Consider the following 18365-nt stretch of genomic DNA (forward strand, 5'->3'; position numbering starts at 1 on the left):
CGATGGGTTAATGTGTCAGTCCACTTTAGTCGCGGGACCAGGACACTTGCTGAACCGACTGATTTTGCTGGCCCTGCTTTTTACCAGCGCCACCGCAGCGGCCAACGAGGGCGGATTCCGGGGGGCGGAAAGCTGCCGGGAATGCCACGCCAGCGAATACGATGCCTGGCGGGGTTCCCACCACGACCTGGCCATGCAGCTGCCTGGCCCGGACACTGTGCTGGGCAACTTCAACAACGCCAGCTTCAGCTATAACGGGATCACCACCCGCTTCTACCGGGACGGTGATAAGTTCATGGTGCGCACCGACGGTGAGGACGGCAAGCTGACCGATTTTGAGGTGGCCTATGTTTTTGGCGTATACCCTTTGCAGCAATACCTGCTGCCACTGTCCCGCGGTCGGCTCCAGGCACTGAGTATTGCCTGGGACGCGAGGCCGGAACCGGAGGGCGGACAGCGCTGGTACCACCTGTATCCCGACGAACCCATCGATTACCGTGATCCCCTGCACTGGACCGGCCCTTACCAGAACTGGAATACCCGCTGTGCTGAATGCCACAGCACCGACCTGCAAAAAAACTACGACCGTGCAACGCGCAGCTTTGACACCCGCTACGCTGAAATCGACGTCAGTTGCGAGGCCTGCCATGGCCCCGGTCAAGCACACCTGCAATTGGCCCGGGCGGGAAAGCTGGGCGACTCTCCTCAGGGTGGCTTCGCTACCGACCTTGCCCAGCGAGGCCTGTGGTCATTCCCCGCAGGTGAATCCATCGCCCGGCGCAGCGAACCGCTGCAATCACGGACCCAGATCGACAGCTGCGGCCGCTGCCACAGCCGCCGCGGCACCCTTGGCGACTACCACTATGGCGCAGACCTGCTGGACACCCACCGGCTGTCGCTACCCCAGTCACCCCTGTACCACTACGACGGCCAGATCCTCGACGAGGTCTATGTGTACGGCTCGTTTGTGCAGAGCAAAATGCACCAGGCCGGGGTCGTTTGCAGCAACTGCCATGAACCCCACAGCAACGCACTGAGGGCGCCGGGTAACGGCGTCTGCGCCCAGTGTCATCAAACCACTCGCTACGACACCCCTGATCATCACTTCCACCCTGCGGGCAGTGCCGGCGCATCCTGCGCTAACTGCCATATGCCGGAAACCACCTACATGGGCGTGGACCCTCGCCGGGATCACAGCATGCGCGTGCCGCGACCGGACCTGTCAGTCGTCATTGCCACGCCCAATGCCTGTACCCAATGTCACAGCGACAAGACGGATCAGTGGGCGCTGCAGGCCCTGCGCGCGCAGGGCGTCAATTTCCGGGACACCGGTAGCCATCCCGCCCGCAGTTTCGCCGCCTTTGACCGGGGCGACAGCCGGGCCGTACCCGGACTGGCACAGCTGGCCAATGATCCGCAGGCAGCCCCAATCTGGCGCGCGACAGCCATGGAAGCCCTGGGGCAGGCGGGCGGCCGCGAAGCGACCCAGACCATGGCCAGCCTGCTGTATCACGACGATTCGATTATTCGCACCAGCACGGTACGTTCACTGGATCAGTTGCTGTCACTGCCACAGCGTTTCCAGCTGCTCACACCCCTGCTCGACGACCCGGTCCTGGCGGTGCGCATGGAGGTAGCCGAGTCTCTGGCGGGAGTTCCGCTCGACCAGGTCGAGCCCGCTCAAGCGAAAGCACTCAGGACCCTGTTCGGCGAGTACCAGGCGGTGCAGGAGCAGCACACGGATATGCCGGGTGTCCTGATGCAACTGGCCATGTTCCAGGCCAATCGTGGTGACACGCCGTCCGCAGAACGGGCCTACCGGGAAGCACTGACGCTCAACGCCCAGCTGCTGCCGGCCTACCTTAACCTGGCGGATCTGTTGCGGGCTCAGGACAGGGACGAAGAGGCGCGGACGCTGTTACTCGAGGCTTTGGCCCTGGCCCCGGAAAATGGCAACGCCCTACATGCTCTGGGCTTGCTGGAAGCGCGCAGTGATAATCCCGACAGGGCACTGGATTACCTGGGCCGGGCGGCGGCCCGGGAAAACCTGGGCACCCGGCATCGTTTTGTCTATGCCATCGCCCTGCACGACCTTGGCCAGCCGCGAGAGGCGCTGATTGAGCTGGGCAGGCTGCATCGCCAGTTCCCGGCCGACCAGCAGGTGTTACTGACCCTGGCCAACTACAGCGCGGAACTGGGTGAGACCGCCCAGGCACGCGGCTACGCCGACAAGCTGGTGAAGCTGGCGCCCGGCAACCCCAACTACCAGCAACTGCAGCGAAGCCTTCAGGGAAAGTAGTGGCGGTCCAGAGCGGCTTCGTAGTCGGCGCGGATCGCAGCGGACTCATTGGCCAACTGGTGGCCCGCTGTGGGCAGGTAGCAGATCTCGGACCCGGGAAAGAGTTGGACAATGGCCTTCATGTTGTAACGCCAGCCCACCGTGCCGTCCTTGCATCCCTGGACCACCAGGGCAGGCCCCACGCCAAGGTCGGCCAGGGGCAGCGATTTCAGCCAGCGCCGCAGGGCACCAATCCAGGGCAGCGACACGCGGTGGCTCTGCAGTGGATCATCGCGCAGAAAATCCAGGAACCCCAGGTCCGAGGTGTTGTGGTTTAACCTCCGCTCGAGGCTATCGGTAAAGCGGTGCAATAGAATGTGCCCCAACTGCACGCCGCGCCAGCCAGCCGGTCTTACCAGCGGTGCCAGCAACGCCAGTTTACTGAATGGCCACCGGTGGTGCCTGGCCAGCTCCATCAATGCGGCACAGCCGGTGCTCTGTCCCAGGGCGTTAAACGGCAGGTCTGGCATCTGCGCCGCACTCACCACCTCGTGGACCGCCTGACCGTAGTCGGCAAAGTCATCGATACCGGCCCGCTCCCCACTGGACAGTCCGTGTCCCGGCAGGTCGAAGATCAGCACGTTGCAGCGGCGGGACAGGCCGTAGTCGATCAGCTTGTCGTATATCCCGCTGTGATCGAAGTAGCCATGCACCAGCAGCAGGTTGGCGCGGGCGCCGGGCTGCAGCCAGCGGTGAGTCAGCAGTTGGAAACGGCCCGATGGAATAGTGCCGCAATGATGCTGGACATCGGGGTATCGGGCGGTGAAGTCGAGGTTGTAGAACTGGAGGTAGTTTTCCAGTAGTGGCGAGTGCGGTACGGTTTCCGAGAAGGACGGAAGTGACTGGCGCAGTTGCCTGACCTGGTCCGGGGTCACCGGTACCTCGTCGTCCCCGCGCACCGGGTCAATTGCGCGGCAAGAGAATCCCCGGGGACAGGACGGGACCCCGGGAACGGGGCCTCAACGGATCCCCGCTTACGCGGGGATGACAGCTTTCGACCCGGGTTACCCGGCAACCGGCAAAGCATTCGCTGTCGCGTCACATCAACGGCCACAGGGCAGCAACGCAGGCGTCAATTTACCCGGGGCGTCAGTTCACCCGCATCGTACAGCAGGTGCATGGTCTCCAGGTTCTTGACCCGGATCTTGTCCGCATTGCCTGCGGTATTGAACGCTTCGTAGCGGGCGATACAGATATCGCGCATAGCGTCGATGGTCTTGCCCAGAAACTTGCGCGGGTCGAACTCGGCGGGATTTTCAGCGAGAAAACGACGCACCGCCCCGGTGGACGCCAGGCGCAGGTCAGTATCGATGTTGACCTTACGCACGCCGTGGCGAATGCCTTCCTGAATCTGTTCGACCGGAACGCCATAGGTTTCGGGGATCTCGCCACCATACTGGTTGATTATCGCCAACCAGTCCTGCGGCACAGAGGAGGAGCCGTGCATCACCAGGTGAGTGTTGGGGATGCGGGCGTTGATCTCCTTGATCCGGTCAATCGCCAGGATATCGCCCGTGGGCGGACGGGTAAATTTGTAGGCGCCGTGGCTGGTACCGCAGGCGATGGCCAGCGCGTCCACCTCGGTGGCCTTGACGAATTCAGCCGCCTCCTCCGGGTCGGTCAACATCTGGTCGTGAGTCAGCTTGCCGGCGGCACCAATGCCGTCTTCCTCGCCGGCTTCACCGGTTTCCAGCGATCCCAGGCAACCCAGTTCACCCTCTACGGACACGCCGCAGGCATGAGCCATTTCCACCGCACGGCGAGTTACCGCCACATTGTAGTCGTAGTCCATCGGTGTCTTGCCGTCTTCACCCAGGGAGCCGTCCATCATGACCGAGGAGAAACCCAGCTGAATGGAACGCTGGCACACCGCAGGGGAGGTGCCATGGTCCTGGTGCACCACCACCGGGATATGCGGGAACTCGTTCATCGCCGCTTCCATCATTGCCCGCAGGAAAGGCGCACCCGCGTACTTGCGCGCCCCGGCGCTGGCCTGCATGATCACTGGCGAATTGGTCTGGTCCGCCGCTTCCATGATGGCGCGGGTCTGTTCCAGGTTATTGACGTTGAATGCCGGTACGCCGTAGTCGTGCTCGGCGGCGTGGTCCAGCAACTGGCGCAAGCTGATTAATGCCATTGTGTTACCTCTGCGATCGTTTTGTGTGCGTTAGTCGGCAGCCCGGGCTTCCAGTACGGCCACCGCAGGAAGAACTTTGCCTTCCACATATTCCAGGAACGCCCCACCCCCGGTAGAAATATAGGATACCTTGTCGGCAATGTTGTATTTATCGATTGCGGCCAGGGTGTCACCACCACCCGCCAGGGAAAACCCGGCAGATTCGGCGATAGCCAGGGACAGGGCTCTGGTGCCGCCGCCAAACTGGTCGAACTCGAATACGCCCACCGGGCCATTCCAGAGTATGGTGCCCGCGTCTTTGAGCAGGCTCGCCATCGCTTGCGCTGACGCGGGACCAATATCAAAAATCATGTCGTCGTCGGCCACGTCCTCCGCTGACTTGAGCTCGGCTTCGGCGCTCTCGGAAAATTCCTTGCCGGTGACCACATCCGTGGGCAGGGGTATGCTGGTCTTTTCCATCAGGGCACTGGCGGCGGGTATCAGTTCATGCTCGCACAGGGACTTGCCCACCGGTTTGCCGGCAGCGGCGAGGAAGGTATTGGCGATGCCGCCACCCACAATCAGCTGGTCGACCTTCTCTGACAGGGTCTCCAGTACCGTGAGCTTGGTGGACACCTTGGAGCCCCCGACGATGGCGACCATCGGGCGGGCGGGGTCCGAAAGGGCCTTTCCCAGGGCACTCAGTTCGCCGGCAAGCAGCGGTCCGGCGCAGGCCACCGGGGCGAACTTCGCCACCCCGTGAGTAGACGCCTGAGCACGGTGGGCGGTGCCAAAGGCATCCATCACAAAAATCTCGCAAAGCCCGGCGTATGCCCTGGCCAGGGACTCATCATCTTTCTTTTCGCCGGGGTTAAAGCGGACATTTTCCAGCAGGGCGACCTCTCCGTCATTGAGTTCTACGCCCAGTTTCCAGTCTTCCACCAGGCTGACCTTCTGGCCCAGCAGATCCGCCAGGTGCTCTGCCACCGGCGCCATGGAGAACTGCTGCTCGAATTCCCCCTCGGTGGGCCGGCCCAGGTGTGACATGAGAATAACTTTTGCGCCCGCGTCCCGCGCCGCCACAATCGTCGGCAATGCAGCGCGGATACGGGCATCGGAGGATACCCTGCCATCCTTGACCGGCACGTTGAGATCCTCGCGGATCAACACCCGCTTGCCCTTGAGATCCAGGTCCTGCATCAGTTTCACATTCAGGGCCATTGAGATTGTCTCCTATAAACTTGTCCAGTGATGGGCAACATCCAGCATCCGGTTGGCGTACGCCCATTCGTTGTCAAACCATGTCAGCACCTTTACCAGGCGCGAGCCACTGACCCGGGTCTGGCTGGCATCGATGATGCTTGAACGCAGGTCGTGATTAAAATCGCAGGATGCCAGAGGCTCCTCAGTATAGCCCAGAACCCCCGCGAACCGGGATTGGGCAGCCTCGAGCAGGGCGCGGTTGACCGCTTCCACATCGGTGTCCCGGCAGGTCTGCACCGTCAGGTCCATGGCTGACACGTTCAGCGTCGGAACCCGCAGGGCCTGGGCGCTGAACCTGCCCTTCATTTCCGGCAGCACCCGCTCCACCCCCCGGGCCAGGCCGGTGTCGACAGGAATGATGGACTGGGACGCCGCCCGGGTCTTGCGTAAATCCGTATGGTGATAGGCATCGAGGACGGGCTGGTCGTTCATTGCCGAGTGTATGGTGGTGATAGTGCCGCTCTCTATGCCGACCGTATCCGCCAGGGCCCGTATCACCGGCACGATACCATTGGTGGTACAGGATCCGGCTGAAACCACCCGGTGCGACGGCCGCAGCTGGTCCTGGTTGATGCCATAGACCACGGTCGCATCCACATCGGACTGGGCCGGCTGGGAAAACAGCACTTTGCCTGCACCGGCGGCCAGGTGCTCCTCGGCGGTGGCCCGGTCGGTAAACGCCCCGGTGCATTCCAGTACGAGGTCAACACCGAGTTCCGACCAGGGCAAGGTGCTGATGTCGGCGCTGCGCAACAGCGTGATGGACTGCCCACCCACAACCAGTTGCCGCTCATCTCCGTGCAGTTCCCCGGGGAAACGACCGTGAGTGGAATCATAGCGGGTCAGGTGCAGCACGGTAACGGCGTCGGCCAGTTCGTTGATGGCCACAACCTGCATGTGCGCCTGCAGCGGGCTCTCCTGCAAGGCCCGCAGCACACTGCGGCCAATCCTGCCGTAACCGTTGATCGCCAGCCGAATCATGATGACTCCCTGGCTAGTCGATCAGCACCTCTTCCACGGCGGCCACCACGTTATCCACGGTGAAGCCAAACGCCTGGAACAGGTCGCCGGCGGGGGCGGATTCGCCAAAGGTGGTCATGCCGACAATGCGCCCGTCCAGGCCCACGTACTTGTACCAGTAGTCGGCGTGGAGAGCCTCGACGGCAACCCTGGCCAGCACGTCCGAGGGCAGAACAGCCTCGCGATACGCCGCGTCCTGGGCCTCGAACACTTCAGTGCTGGGCATGGACACCACGCGAATGTTCTTGCCCGCCTCTTCCAGGCGCTCGGCTGCAGCCATGGCCAGGGCTACCTCGGAACCGGTGGCGATCACAATCGCATCCGGAGTGCCGTTACAGGCTTTGAGCACGTAGCCGCCGCGGGCCACCTCTGCCACCTGCTCGGGGCTACGGTCCTGGTGGGGCAATCCCTGGCGCGAGAAGACCAGCGCGCTAGGGCCATCCCGGCGCTCGATGGCTGCCTTCCAGGCAACAGCGGATTCGACCGTGTCGCAGGGGCGCCAGGTATTCATGTTGGGCGTACTGCGCAGGGACGCGACCTGCTCCACCGGCTGGTGGGTGGGGCCATCTTCGCCGAGGCCGATGGAATCGTGGGTAAACACGAAGATCGACTGTTGCTTCATCAACGCGGCCATCCTCACCGCGTTGCGCATATACTCCATGAACACCAGGAAGGTGGCGCCGTAATTGATAAACCCGCCGTGCAGGGCAATGCCGTTCATGATCGCGGCCATACCGAATTCGCGCACCCCGTAATACAGGTAGTTCCCGCTGGCATCGTCCCTGCTGATGCCTTTTGATCCGGACCAGATGGTCAGGTTGGAGCCGGCCAGGTCGGCTGACCCGCCGAACAGTTCCGGCAGTATGGGGCCATAGGCATTGAGGCAGTTCTGGGAGGCCTTGCGGGAAGCGATGCTGGCACCATCGCGCTGGCACTCGGCGATATAGTCTTCGGCCCGGGCAGCAAAGTCTTGCGGCAGCTCACCCGCCAGGCGACGCTGGAGTTCGGCGGCGAGGTCGGGGTGGGCGGCGGCATAGGCGGCAAATTGCTCATCCCAGGCCTGCTGCGCTGCGGCGCCCTTGTCGCGGGCGTTCCAGCCGGCGTAGACCTCTTCCGGCACCTCGAAAGGCTCGTGAGGCCAGTCCAGGGCAATACGGGTGGCGGCGACTTCGTCACCACCGAGGGGAGCGCCGTGACAGGACTCGCTGCCCTGCTTGCCGGGCGAGCCCTTACCGATGATGGTCTTGCAACAGATCAGGGTCGGCTTGCCGGTCTCGTGGCGGGCGGCCTCAATCGCAGCCTTGATTTCAGAGGGACTGTGGCCGTTAACGTCGTTGATTACCTGCCAGCCGTAGCTCTTGAACCGCGTCGGCGTGTCATCGGTAAACCAGCCGTCTACTTCACCATCGATGGAGATGCCGTTGTCGTCGTAGAAGGCCACCAGCTTGCCCAGGCCCAGGGTGCCGGCCAGCGAACAAACCTCATGTGAAATGCCTTCCATCAGGCAACCGTCGCCGAGGAAGGTGTAGGTGTAGTGGTCGATGATGTCGTGGCCTTCACGGTTGAACTGCTCAGCCAGTACTTTTTCCGCAATGGCCATACCCACCGCGTTGCTGATGCCCTGGCCCAGCGGGCCGGTCGTGGTTTCCACCCCCGGGGTGTAGCCGTGCTCCGGGTGGCCCGGGGTCTTGCTGTGCAGCTGGCGGAAATTTTTCAGCTCGTCAATCGGCAGGTCGTAGCCGGTCAGGTGCAGCAGGGAGTAGATCAGCATGGAGCCGTGGCCATTGGAGAGCACAAAACGGTCGCGGTTGGGCCAGTCCGGGTTGGCCGGGTTATGCTGCAGGTAGTCGTTCCAGAGAACTTCAGCGATATCTGCCATACCCATGGGGGCACCAGGGTGACCGGAATTGGCCTTCTGGACTGCATCCATGCTCAGGGCGCGGATGGCATTGGCGAGTTCAGTGCGGTTGGACGACATGTGGTTCTCCGTTTCAGGGGGAAACTGCTGAAAAAAGGGCCGCCATTTTCGCGTAACAAGGCGCTAACAGCAATCAAATCGGGGGTAAATTGTACCTGCCCGCCCCGGGATTTCACGCCCGGTAAGCGCTAATCGGGGCCGGGGTGCCGGCACGCGGACACTACTGCGACATCGCCCCAAAGCTATATCAAAATATTTTGATATAGATTGCCCGTCCTGCTAGAATCCTGCGCCATGTTATCTGCAACCAAGACACCCGGAAGCGCCAACGAGCCGGAACAGCCCGATCTGGCCAGCGACCTGGCCGCTTTCTGTAAAGCCAGCGCTGACCCGCTCAGGCTGCAGGTCTTGCGGGTGTTGCGCGAGGATTCCTTCGGGGTTTCCGAACTGTGCGCGATTTTCAACATTCGCCAGCCCGCTCTCAGCCACCACCTCAAGGTCCTGGCCGGGGCGTCGCTGGTAGCCACCCGCCGCGAGGGGAATTCCATTTTCTACCGTCGCGCGGAACTGGGCCAGCGACCGGAGCTGGAAACGCTGCAAAGCGCGCTGTTTGAATCGGTGGACCGGATTGAGCTGCCGGCTGGAACAGAGCAGTCCCTGGACGCCCTGCACCGCCAGCGGGAGCAGAATTCGCGGAATTTCTTTCGCGATAATGCCGACAAATTTCGCCAGCAGCAGGATTTGATTGCCAGTTACGAGCAGTACGCGGGCTCGGTGGCGGATGTCCTGCGCAATGCCCGGCTGGCGCGACATGGCACGGCACTGGAGGTGGGCCCCGGTGACGGCAGCTTTCTACTGGAGCTGGCGCCCGCCTTCGATCAGGTAGTCGCCCTGGACATCGAGGCGGCCATGCTGGAGCAGGCGCGCGCCAGGGCCGGCGAAGCCGGCCTCAACAACATTGAATTTGTTCACGGCGAGACCGGCCACCCGCGGCTGGGCGAACTGCAGGCCGACTGTGTGGTCATCAACATGGTGCTGCACCACACACCAAACCCTGGCCAGGTCCTGAAAGATGTGGCCGGTTGCCTGGCCCCGGGTGGCGTGGTGCTGGTGACTGACCTGTGCCGCCATGACCAGGGCTGGGCCAGAGAGAACTGCGGTGACCTGTGGCTGGGTTTTGACCCGGCGGATCTAACCCGCTGGGCCCTGGCCGCCGGTCTGGATGACATCGCCAGTGTCTACCTGGCGCAACGCAACGGATTTCAAATACAGGTGCGCCTCTTTGGCCACCGCCAATCACTGAAGGAAACCAAGCATGAGTGAATATGCGATTTTCACCTCGGAGTCTGTCTCTGAGGGCCACCCGGACAAAATGGCGGACCAGATTTCCGATGCCATCCTCGACGCCATCATCGCCGATGACCAGGACGCCCGGGTCGCGGTAGAGACGATGGTGAAAACCGGCATGGCCGTTATCGCCGGTGAGGTCACCACCTCCACCTATGTGGATCTCGAGGAGGTTGTTCGCGCGGTGATTTTGGACATCGGCTACACCAGCTCCGATGTTGGCTTTGACGGTGCCTCCTGCGCCGTGCTTAACGCCATTGGCAAGCAGTCCCACGATATCGCCATGGGCGTGAACGAGGGCGAAGGCGCGCACCTGGAACAGGGCGCTGGCGACCAGGGCCTGATGTTCGGCTACGCCACCAACGAAACCGAGGTGCTGATGCCAGCGCCCATCTACTACTCACACCGCCTGGTGGAAAAGCAGGCAGAACTGCGCAAGCATGGCACCCTGCCCTGGCTGCGGCCCGATGCCAAGAGCCAGGTGACCCTGCGCTACGAGAACGGCAAGCCGGTGGCCATCGATGCGGTGGTGCTTTCCACCCAGCACGATGCCGACATAGCGCAGGCAGACATCCACGAGGCGGTGATGGACCTGATTATCAAGGAAACCCTGCCCGCCGAGTGGCTGCACGCAAACACCCAGTACCACATCAACCCCACCGGCCAGTTCATCATCGGCGGCCCTGTCGGCGACTGCGGCCTGACCGGCCGCAAGATCATCGTCGACACCTACGGCGGCATGGCCCGCCACGGCGGCGGCGCCTTCTCCGGCAAGGACCCGTCCAAGGTGGACCGCTCGGCGGCCTACGCCGGCCGCTACGTGGCCAAGAATGTGGTTGCGGCCGGTCTCGCCGATCGCTGCGAGATCCAGGTTTCCTACGCCATCGGCGTGGCCGAGCCCACCTCGATCGCCATTAACACCTTCGGCACCGGCAAGCTGTCAGATGACAAGATTGCCGAGCTGGTACGCGATCATTTCGACCTGCGCCCACGCGGCCTGATCGAAATGCTGGATCTGAAACGGCCAATCTACCGTAAAACTGCAGCATACGGTCACTTCGGACGCGAGGACGTAGACTTCACCTGGGAAGCGACTGACAAGGCAGAGGCGCTGAAGGCGGCGCTGTAACCATCTATCAAGGTCATCCCGGCGTGGGCCGGTAGATTCCGGCTTGCGCCGGAATGACAAGGACTTAACCTCAGGGCCTGGCGGCCCTGACGCAACTGAAGGACACAAACCATGAGCACAGCAGAAAAACTGGACACCAACACCGACTACAGGGTCGCCGATATCTCCCTGGCCGATTGGGGCCGCCGCGAGTTGGACATCGCCGAGGGCGAAATGCCCGCGCTGATGGCCCTGCGCGCCCGCTATGCCGACAGCAAGCCTCTGGCAGGCGCAAAAATTCTCGGGTGTATCCACATGACCATCCAGACTGGCGTGCTGATCGAGACCCTGACTGCCCTGGGTGCGGAGGTGCGCTGGTCCTCCTGCAATATTTTCTCTACCCAGGACCACGCGGCTGCAGCGATTGCGGCGGCCGGAATTCCGGTCTTTGCCTGGAAGGGTGAGACCGAGGAAGAGTATGACTGGTGCCTGGAACAGACCATCCTCAAGGACGGCCAGCCCTGGGATGCCAACATGGTGCTGGACGACGGTGGCGACCTGACCGCCATGCTGCACGAAAAATACCCGCAAATGCTCGACAGCATTCACGGCATCACCGAAGAGACCACCACCGGCGTGCACCGCCTGCAGGAAATGCTTGCAGCGGGCACCCTGAAAGTACCGGCGGTAAACGTCAATGACTCGATCACCAAGTCCAAAAACGACAACAAGTACGGCTGCCGCCACAGCCTCAACGATGCCATCAAGCGCGGCACCGACCACCTGATGGCGGGTAAAAAAGCCCTCGTCATCGGCTACGGCGACGTAGGCAAGGGTTCCGCCCAGTCTCTCCGTCAGGAAGGCATGATCGTTAAAATCACTGAGGTCGATCCGATCTGCGCCATGCAGGCCTGCATGGACGGCTTTGAAGTGGTCTCCCCCTATATCAACGGCGAGAACAAGGGCAACGACGAGTGCGTCAACCGAGAACTGCTGCAAACTACCGACCTTGTCGTCACCACCACCGGCAACTACAACGTTTGCGACGAGTACATGCTCAGGGCCCTGAAGTCCGGTGCCGTGGTTTGTAACATCGGCCACTTCGACAACGAAATCGATACCGCCTTCATGCGCCGCAACTGGGAGTGGGAAGAAGTGAAACCCCAGGTCCATAAGGTCTACCGCGACCAGGCCAGCAACGATCATCTGCTCTTGCTGTCCGAGGGCCGCCTGGTAAACCTCGGTAACGCCACCGGCCACCCCTCGCGCATTATGGATGGCTCTTTTGCCAATCAGGTACTGGCGCAGATTTACCTGTACGAGCGTAAGTTCGCCAATCTGGAGCCGGAAATGAAGCCCGCTGCCCTGTCCGTAGAGGTCCTGCCCAAAAAGCTGGACGAGGAAGTGGCCGCCCACATGATCGGCGGCTTCGGTGCAGTCCTTACCAAGCTGACCAGCGAACAGGCCCGGTACATCAACGTCAACATCGACGGCCCCTTCAAACCCGAAAGCTACAAGTACTAAGGAGCGATGGTGGCCAAGCCCAGAATCAGCTTTGAATACTTCCCGCCCAAGACCGAGGCGGGAAGGGAAAAGCTGCTCAATGAGACCACACCGGCGCTGAATGAGCTCAACCCCGAGTTCTTCTCTGTCACCTATGGCGCCGGCGGCACCACCCGGGACACCACCCTGGGGGTCGTCTCCGCCATCGGCGCAACCGGCATCGACGTGGCCCCGCACCTGAGCTTTGGGGGGGACGACGAGGAAACCGTTGCCGCCCTGCTGGAGACTTACCGGGAACGAGGCATCAAACGGCTGGTCGCCCTGCGCGGCGACATGCCCTCGGGCATGGGTGCGGCGATGCAGCTGGTACACGCCAACGACCTGGTGGGGTTTATCCGCGAGCGCACCGGCGATCACTTCGAGATTGAGGTGGCCGCCTACCCGGAAATCCATCCCGAGTCCCGCAGTTACGATAGCGACATACAATTCCTCAGGAAGAAACTGGACGCCGGCGCCAACAGCGCCATCACCCAGTATTTCTATAACGTGGAAGCGTATTTCTACTACCTGGACCAATGCGCGGCGGCGGGTATCGACAAGCCGATTTATGCCGGCATCATGCCCATCACCAACTACCAGAATCTGGCCCGATTCTCCCGCAACTGCGGCGCGGAAATCCCCCGCTGGATCTGCCAGCGCATGGAGAGCTATGGCGACGACCTGGACAGCGTGCGCAAATTCGGCCTGGAGGTGGTCACCCAGTTGTGCCAGACACTCATTGATTCGGGCGCTCCCGGCATCCACTTCTACACCATGAATCAGGTGGAGCCGACCCGGGAGATCTACAACAACCTGGGGCTGTAGCACCTGTTTGCTGTAACGCTGCGCGTCCTGTGCGGCGTTACCTTGTTTCAGGCCTTACCGATAAAATTCCGGTTGTGATTGGCGTAGCCGCTGATACCGAACCAGCGAGACAGACACCGCACGTACTCGGGATGCCCCACTACCTTGAGATCGCCACTCTCCCGTGCCCTGGACAATGCCAGGTCGCCGTACCAGATACGGGTAAGTGTCTTGAGGCTAGCGGTGATGTAAACGTCCACCTCGTGCCCCGTATCCACTTCACATAACTCCACCGTACCCTCGCAGACCCGGATGTATTGCCGGGGAAAATCCGGCAGGCCATCAAGATTGACCTGGATCAGGGAGTTACCGGAAGGCAGCTCTTCCACTTTCACACCGGCACTTATATCGCGCATCAGGGTCGTGGCGTTAAGCGCTTCATCGGTAATCCGGTCGTGGACCCAGTACATACCCCACTTGCCCAATTCCGAGAGCACCGGCTCCAGCGCCCGCCCCTTCGGGGTCAGGTGATAGGTGCTGCCACGCTGGCCCGCGCGCGCCTTGCGAACCAACACCCCCTGCTCTTCCAGAAACCGCAGGCGCGTCTTCAGCAGGCTCGGCGATATCCTCGGCATGTGACTCTGGAACTCGGAGAACCGCGTTGCCCCGAGCAACATCTCGCGAACGATCTGCAACGTCCAGCGCTCACACAATACCGAGGTCGCCAGGGAGATCGGACAAAACTCACCGTAGTCGAACATGGCTGGGCTCCCGTTATCTACACGAAGACCAGCGTACACCTTCGCCAGGATCAGCTGAAGACCCACCGGCGACGCTGACCTTCCTAGAAAGTCAGCGTCGCCGCACCCTGACGAATGCGCTCGAAGATGACACTGGCACCAGAGATAACAACCCCTTCGACCAGCGACTCTTGATCATAGCCGCGAGCGGTCGTACAGGGGGGGCAGGCCCAGACATCGCCGCCGCGAGCCATAAAATCTTCCAGCAGATTCTTGAGTGGCTCCATCGGGCTGACATGGGTGTGGTCAATGCCATTGCGGCGCACCAGGTCTATCGCTGCACTGGTGAGAAACACGCCCACTGTCTTGCCCGAGGTAAGCGCTCCATTGGCCAGTGTCAGGCCTACCGTAGAGACTTCATCGTGAATACCGCGTGTCATTACTATGATCAGGTCTTTGGTTTCGTTATCCATTGCTCTTTGCTCCTGTTATTGATAATCCTTCGGGGTCTCATCCCCGATCGCAAGAACAGCCTAGAGCAATGCAACGGTCAGTTAACCGACAAAATCTGTAGTAACTGGCTACTAAATTTGTAGTAAGCGGGTCGCATTAACTACCGTCCACAATCAACGACCGCTGTAGTAGCATGCGCCCATGCGTATTCCCCGGATCTACACCACTGCGGCACTTGCACCCCATGGCAGCTTTGAGCTGGAAGCGGGGCCCAGCCAGCACCTCGCCCGCGCCCTGCGTATGCAGGTGGGTGAAGCTCTGGTTGTATTCGACGGCCGTGGCGGGGAGTACCCCGCTACCCTGTCGGCCATCGGCAAGAAGCAGGTATCCATTACCACCGGGAAACACAACCCCAGGGAGGCCGAATCCCCCCTGGCCATCCACCTCGGTATCGCCGCATCACGGGGTGACCGCATCGATTGGGTAATTCAGAAGGCCACCGAACTCGGCGCGAGCCAGATCACCATCCTGTTAACCGAGCGCACTGAGGTAAAACTCCGGGGGGAACGGGCGGCAAAAAAATCAACGCACTGGCAACAGGTTGCCATCAGCGCCTGTGAGCAGTGCGGGCGCAACCGCATTCCACGGCTGGAGGCCCTGGTGTCACTGGATGCCTGGCTGCAGGCGACCCAGGCCGAACGTAAACTGGTCCTGCACCACCGCGCACTCAATGACGAGGGTGCGGATGCGGCGCCGGTGAGCGTTGCCCTGCTGATCGGCCCGGAAGGGGGTCTCAGCGACCGTGAAATCCGCCTGGCGGAATCGGCCGGCTACCAGTCGTTGCGGCTGGGACCGAGGGTGCTGCGAACGGAAACAGCACCGCTGGCAGCCATTGCCCTGCTGCAGGGAAGGTGGGGCGACATGCTCAGCTGAAGCCGGCGGTCCGCCTCAACCCCGCAAGCTTACCGCTAGTTGGGGACCTGGGTGCCCACCCGGACTTCAACCCGGCGGTTTTGTGCCCGGCCCTCAGTCGTAGCGTTGTCGGCGACCGGCGAGCTCTCTCCCATCCCTGACACATCGATAATGCCGGCATCGACATTTCGCTGGTTGACCAGGTAATCCCTGATCGCGTTGGCGCGACGCTCGGAGAGCTGCTGGTTGTAGTCCTCCGCCCCCACGCTGTCGGTGTGGCCGATAATATCGATGTCCACGACCGAGGCGCCCCTGGAGCGGATGCTGTCTCCTAGCGCCTTCAGCTCGACCAGGCCATTCTCCGTCACCTGCGCACTATCGAACTCGAACAGGGCAACGGCGGACAGTGTCATGGCTTCATAGCGGGGTTCGGCCGCCGCGGCCGCCGCCATGGGCTCGGGGTCAGTAAACAACTGGGGGTCGCATTCCCTGGTGGCCGTTGCTTCTGTCCAGTCCGGGGTGCGGATGCAATGGCCCTGGCGATCGGTGACCCGAACCACGGTTTCACCGCCGTTGGTGACATAGGGCTGGGTCTCGTAGGTTCCAGTCGCACCGGAGCAACCGGCCAGCAGAACAGCGGCGATGAATAAGGTTGCCGCAGTTGGCTGATAATTTTTCATTTAGATTTCTCCTCTGGCGTGAATCTCAGACAGCGAAAGGCGTCCATAACCTCATTTGACTCGCCGCAGAGGACCGGCGCAATAAGACCTTGGTCGCCTGCCAACGGCAGAAGGCAGTCTTTCAGCCGGTCCCTGCCGCATCCAGGGGAAAACATTCACCAGCAATAAAGTCGGCCACATGGCCTGTTACCCGGTCGCCATCCAGCCGGCGGTGCCAGGCCAGGTGCACGGTATAACCGGGCATATCCACGGGCGGGGGCAATAATTCGAACTCCGCGAACAGTTCCCGCGGCACCCCATGGACCGGCAGCATTGACACCAACTCGGTTTGTTGCAGCAGTGGCAGCGCCAGATTGAAGCTGGGAACCACCATCGCCACCCGGCGCTTTCGCCCCATTCCCTCCAGCAGCAGATCCAGTCCCGTTCGCGTCTCGCCCCGGCCCGACATGATAAGGTGTGGCAGTGCCAGCCAGGTATCGAGGTCAAACCTGGCCAGTGCAGGATGATCCTTGCGAAGAATAATCCGATAGTCTTCATGCGCCAGCTCTCGCCTGCTGATGCTGGACTGCACCTGTGGAAACTGGGAGATGGCGAGGTCCACTTGGCCCTTGACCAGCTGCTCCAGCGCGGCTCCGGGTCCCACCCAGGGCAGAAATACCAGGTTGACCCCGGGTGCGGTCGCTCCCAGGTAGGCGGCCAGTTTCGGTCCCAGGCTGGCGACATAGGCATCGGACATCGACAGCCGCAAGGTCTGCTCGATTCGCTGCAAGTCCTCATCGCGGCTCTCCAACACGTCTTCCAGCTCGACAAGTACTTGTTTGAGTCGATGGTGCAAACGGTCGGCCTTTGGGGTCAGGATCATCCCGCCCCTGCTTCGAATCAGCAGGGGATCGTCAAACAGCTGCCGACATCGCTCCAGGGCCGCGGAGGTGGCCGGTTGTGACAGGTTGATACGCTGGGCCGCACGGGATACGTGCGCTTCATCCAGCAGGGCATCCAGTATCACCAGCAGGTTGAGGTCGGTCTTGCGCAGGCTCATCGTCAATTATCCAAATAACAAATAATCTACTATATTTAATATTTGTTAGACAGCATTACCCGTTGTGACCACACTTGTCGCTGCAACCCGATTCACAGACGTTGAGGAGCAAACCATGCCCAGATACATCATCGAACGCGAAATTCCCGGGGCGGGAGATCTGTCGCCTGATGAACTGCAGGGAATTTCGCAGACTTCCTGCGGCGTACTAAAAAATATGGGGCCGGAGATTCAGTGGATCCGCAGTTTCGTCTGCGACGACAAGATCTACTGCGAATACCTGGCGAAAGACGAGGAACAGATCGCTGAACATGCGGCCACCGGGGGTTTCCCGGCCAACAGCATCAAGCGCGTGGCTTCGGTCATCGATCCGACGACCGCGGAGTAAGCCGGGCCGGCGACAACCGGGCACAACGGAGTGGGCTGCCAGCTGCCGGAGCCGGCTCATTGCCACGCAAAACGCGGCTGGTCGTAATGCAGGACCCGGGTGCTGCGCCCCAGCATGGCCACCTCCCGGAACTGGTAGAGCAGGGCCCCGGTGGGCGCGAAGATCACATCGCCGTTAAAGTGCATGGACAACACCTGCCGACCGCCCTGAGCGGCGTCACTCAATAGCGGGGAATCGCTGCGGGCCAGTTCGGTAAACCCGAAAGGCGAAATGCTCGCCACTTCGCCCGGGTTGGGCTGCAGCTCACGCCAGGGAATCTCATTCCAGACAACAACCGGGGTGATCAGGTAGCCCGAACGCGTCACGTAGTCATCGAGGGTGCCGAGAATCTGCTTCGCGTCCAGCGACAGATTGATCTCCTCGTGCATTTCCCGCAACGCCGCTTCCCTGACGGTTTCATCGGGGTCGAGTCTGCCGCCAGGCAGCGCCCATTGGCCGGAGTGGGCGCGCAGGCTGCGGGCGCGACGGGTGACAATGATCGCCGCTTCCCGCTCAAACCGCGTTATGGCCAGCACCACGGCTGCATGCTTCAGGTCCGGGTTGGACTGGGCCCGGGACTGGAAAGCGGAGAGGTTGGCCTGCAACTGCTCGCGCATACCCGGGCCGTGCTCATACTGCTGCAGGGTTGGCATTGGCC

At 61.7% G+C, this 18365-nt stretch carries 17 protein-coding genes; 7 read left to right on the forward strand and 10 right to left on the reverse strand.

Annotated features, from left to right (window positions below; genetic code table 11):
- Positions 1-46: 46 nt before the first annotated feature.
- Positions 47-2299 carry a tetratricopeptide repeat protein gene (locus E2F43_RS05375; protein ID WP_133210327.1) on the forward strand — a complete coding sequence of 751 codons (2253 nt, stop codon included), beginning with the start codon at positions 47-49 and terminating at the stop codon, positions 2297-2299.
- Here E2F43_RS05375 and E2F43_RS05380 read toward each other — a convergent pair.
- The 5 genes from E2F43_RS05380 to tkt all read right to left on the reverse strand — a co-directional run bounded on the left by E2F43_RS05380 (position 2287) and on the right by tkt (position 8715).
- Entirely contained in the window at positions 2287-3237 is a 951-nt protein-coding gene (locus E2F43_RS05380; protein WP_165954199.1) for an alpha/beta hydrolase, read from the reverse strand. The two genes, E2F43_RS05375 and E2F43_RS05380, sit on opposite strands and share 13 nt — an antisense overlap.
- A gap of 173 nt (positions 3238-3410) precedes the next feature.
- Positions 3411-4475, reverse strand: coding sequence for a class II fructose-bisphosphate aldolase (fba, locus tag E2F43_RS05385; RefSeq protein WP_133210331.1), 1065 nt, complete (start codon positions 4473-4475; stop codon positions 3411-3413).
- 30 nt (positions 4476-4505) lie between these two features.
- Entirely contained in the window at positions 4506-5675 is a 1170-nt protein-coding gene (locus E2F43_RS05390; protein ID WP_420820757.1) for a phosphoglycerate kinase, read from the reverse strand.
- A gap of 12 nt (positions 5676-5687) precedes the next feature.
- Entirely contained in the window at positions 5688-6698 is a 1011-nt protein-coding gene (gap, locus tag E2F43_RS05395) for a type I glyceraldehyde-3-phosphate dehydrogenase (RefSeq protein ID WP_133210333.1), read from the reverse strand.
- A gap of 13 nt (positions 6699-6711) precedes the next feature.
- Positions 6712-8715: a transketolase gene (gene tkt / locus E2F43_RS05400; protein ID WP_133210335.1), complete on the reverse strand. Its 2004-nt coding sequence runs from the start codon at positions 8713-8715 to the stop codon at positions 6712-6714.
- A gap of 234 nt (positions 8716-8949) precedes the next feature.
- Between tkt and E2F43_RS05405 the strand changes: the two genes are divergently transcribed.
- From E2F43_RS05405 to metF, 4 genes are all read left to right on the forward strand, one after another.
- A complete protein-coding gene (locus E2F43_RS05405; RefSeq protein WP_133210337.1) occupies positions 8950-9978 on the forward strand; it encodes an ArsR/SmtB family transcription factor in 1029 nt (342 codons plus the stop codon).
- On the forward strand, positions 9971-11131 hold the full coding sequence (gene metK, locus E2F43_RS05410; RefSeq protein WP_133210339.1) for a methionine adenosyltransferase: 1161 nt from the start codon (positions 9971-9973) through the stop codon (positions 11129-11131). The genes E2F43_RS05405 and metK overlap by 8 nt, the downstream gene beginning before the upstream one ends.
- Before the next feature lie 111 nt (positions 11132-11242).
- Positions 11243-12634, forward strand: a complete 1392-nt coding sequence (gene ahcY / locus E2F43_RS05415) for an adenosylhomocysteinase (protein ID WP_133210341.1) — start codon at positions 11243-11245, stop codon at positions 12632-12634.
- A 6-nt stretch (positions 12635-12640) separates the two neighbouring features.
- On the forward strand, positions 12641-13477 hold the full coding sequence (gene metF, locus E2F43_RS05420) for a methylenetetrahydrofolate reductase [NAD(P)H] (protein ID WP_133210343.1): 837 nt from the start codon (positions 12641-12643) through the stop codon (positions 13475-13477).
- Between the two features lie 47 nt (positions 13478-13524).
- On the opposite strand, the gene E2F43_RS05425 is transcribed toward metF, so the two are convergent.
- Both E2F43_RS05425 and E2F43_RS05430 read right to left on the reverse strand, forming a co-directional pair.
- The gene (locus E2F43_RS05425) at positions 13525-14217 is read right to left on the reverse strand and encodes a winged helix-turn-helix transcriptional regulator (protein WP_133210345.1); all 693 of its coding nucleotides are present in this window, start codon (positions 14215-14217) and stop codon (positions 13525-13527) included.
- 83 nt (positions 14218-14300) lie between these two features.
- Positions 14301-14669 (reverse strand): DsrE family protein, encoded by a 369-nt coding sequence (locus E2F43_RS05430; RefSeq protein ID WP_133210347.1) that lies wholly within the window; start codon positions 14667-14669, stop codon positions 14301-14303.
- Positions 14670-14850: 181 nt separating this feature from the next.
- Between E2F43_RS05430 and E2F43_RS05435 the strand changes: the two genes are divergently transcribed.
- The gene (locus E2F43_RS05435; protein WP_133210349.1) at positions 14851-15582 is read left to right on the forward strand and encodes a 16S rRNA (uracil(1498)-N(3))-methyltransferase; all 732 of its coding nucleotides are present in this window, start codon (positions 14851-14853) and stop codon (positions 15580-15582) included.
- Between the two features lie 35 nt (positions 15583-15617).
- Here the strand turns inward: E2F43_RS05435 and E2F43_RS05440 are convergent, their stop codons facing one another.
- Together E2F43_RS05440 and E2F43_RS05445 are read right to left on the reverse strand one after the other, a co-directional pair.
- Complete coding sequence (locus tag E2F43_RS05440; RefSeq protein ID WP_133210351.1) at positions 15618-16241, reverse strand: OmpA family protein; 624 nt, start codon at positions 16239-16241, stop codon at positions 15618-15620.
- Between the two features lie 121 nt (positions 16242-16362).
- Entirely contained in the window at positions 16363-17280 is a 918-nt protein-coding gene (locus E2F43_RS05445) for a LysR family transcriptional regulator (RefSeq protein WP_133210353.1), read from the reverse strand.
- A gap of 115 nt (positions 17281-17395) precedes the next feature.
- On the opposite strand from E2F43_RS05445, the gene E2F43_RS05450 reads away from it, so the two are divergent.
- Positions 17396-17668: a DUF4242 domain-containing protein gene (locus E2F43_RS05450; protein WP_133210355.1), complete on the forward strand. Its 273-nt coding sequence runs from the start codon at positions 17396-17398 to the stop codon at positions 17666-17668.
- A gap of 56 nt (positions 17669-17724) precedes the next feature.
- Here E2F43_RS05450 and E2F43_RS05455 read toward each other — a convergent pair whose 3' ends face one another.
- Positions 17725-18360: an NUDIX hydrolase gene (locus E2F43_RS05455; protein WP_133210357.1), complete on the reverse strand. Its 636-nt coding sequence runs from the start codon at positions 18358-18360 to the stop codon at positions 17725-17727.
- Between the last annotated feature and the right edge of the window lie 5 nt (positions 18361-18365).

The sequence above is a fragment of the Seongchinamella unica genome, assembly GCF_004354085.1.
GTDB classification, from domain to species: Bacteria; Pseudomonadota; Gammaproteobacteria; order Pseudomonadales; family Halieaceae; genus Halioglobus; species Halioglobus unicus.